Raw genomic sequence first — 1,661 nt, 5'->3', positions numbered from 1 at the left:
CACCGGTGCTGTCGGGTCGGTGCGCCCTCGCGGGCCGGGCGGGGTGTCGTGCCCGCCCAGTCGGTGGAGGAGCCGGCTAGCCGCCGAGCTCCTGGTGGCGGGCGGTCAGCCGCGCCGTACCGGCCTCCGTGAGGGAGCCGAAGAGGCGGAGGCGGGAGATGCCGCCGTCCGGGTAGATGTCGATCCGGACGCGGGAGCCGACCGCCGGGGTGTCGAGCACGAACCGGTGGTTGGTGTCGGGCTGGAGGCGGGTCCGGGGCAGGATCTCGGTCCACTCCTCCGAGCCCTCGGCCGCGACGGAGAGGGCGGCCCAGCCGGCGCTGTTGCCCTTGAGGTAGGCGGTGTCGATCTCGACGGCGCGGATCTCGGACTCGGCGACCAGGCCGTAGCGGATCCAGTCGTTGCCCTTGTCGCGGCGGCGGCGGGTCTCCCAGCCGTCGTCCATCTTGCGGGAGCGGCCCGGCTGGATGGTGTTGGTGGCCGGGGAGTAGAAGCGGTCCGAGGCGTCCTCGACCTGGCCGCCGTTCTCCAGGGCGGCGAGGTCGAAGGTGCCGAGGACGCCGAGCCACGCCGGGTCGGGGGCGACCTCGCCGTAGACGCGGAGGCGGGCGATGCCGCCGTCCGGGTGCTGGTTGACGCGCAGGTGCGTGAAGCGCTGCTCGACGTCGACGGCGAAGCCGTTGGCGGCGTGGCCGCCGACGGCGGTGCGCGGGACGAGCGTCGTCCACTTCACGTCGTCGGCGAGGAGCTCCTCGGGAGAGGGCGAGCCGGCCACGGAGGTGGCCTCGACGGAGACGGCCTGCGGGTAGTTGCCGCGGAAGTGGGCGGTGTCGAGGACGATGCCGCGGACGACGCCGGGGGCGCCGAGGCGTACGAGGGCCCAGTCGTGGTCGTCCTCGGTGGGGTGCGGCTGCTGGGCGGAGATGCCACGGCGGCGGCGGGTCTCCCAGCCGTCCATGATCTTGCCCTTGTGGCCGAAGTGCTCGGGGTCGAACTCGGCGGCCTCGGGCTTCAGAAGGTTCTCGCGCTCGGCGAAGAACTCGTCGTTGGCCGCGATGACGCCCGCGCCCAGACGGCGGTCCGCGAGGTCCGCGTACTGGGTGAAGGGGAAGTCGGCCGTCCGGTAGTCGGCGTACGGGTCGCCGCCGCCGTAGGGGCTGGCGTCACCGGTGAAGCTGGGTATGGACGACACGTCAGTTGTTCCTTTCGAGGAGGCGGCCGGAGGGCTCGGTGAGGGTGCCGTGGTCGGCGATCCGCTCGCCGCGCAGCCAGGTGGAGGTGACGACGCCCTGCAGGGTCTTGCCCGCGTAGGCGGTGATCCGGTTGCGGTGCTCCAGGTCGGCCGGGTCGACGGTGAACGTCGCGTCCGGGGCCAGGACCGCGAAGTCGGCGTCACGGCCGGCCTCGATCGCGCCCTTGCGGGACAGGCCGGCGAGCCGGGCCGGGCCCTCGGACATCCAGCGGACCACGTCCTCCAGGGAGTGGCCGCGGCGCCGGGCCTCGGTCCAGATCGCGGGCAGGCCGAGCTGGAGGGAGGAGATGCCGCCCCAGGCGGAGGCGAAGTCGGGCGTCTTGAGGTCGGCGGTGGACGGCGAGTGGTCGGAGACGATGCAGTCGATCGTGCCGTCCGCGAGCCCCTGCCACAGCGCGTCCTGGTTGGA

At 73.4% G+C, this 1,661-nt stretch carries 2 protein-coding genes; both read right to left on the bottom strand.

Annotated elements, in window-relative coordinates:
* Positions 1-76: 76 nt before the first annotated feature.
* Positions 77-1,192, bottom strand: coding sequence for an allantoicase (alc, locus tag ACWGN5_RS41885; RefSeq protein WP_453524287.1), 1,116 nt, complete (start codon positions 1,190-1,192; stop codon positions 77-79).
* Position 1,193: 1 nt separating this feature from the next.
* On the bottom strand, positions 1,194-1,661 hold a 468-nt coding region (locus ACWGN5_RS41880; RefSeq protein ID WP_453524285.1), incomplete at its 5' end, for an amidohydrolase family protein.

The sequence above is a fragment of the Streptomyces sp. NPDC055815 genome (assembly GCF_053616475.1).
Note: the sequence above shows the minus strand (reverse complement) of the source record. Positions and strands in the feature narration are given on the sequence as shown.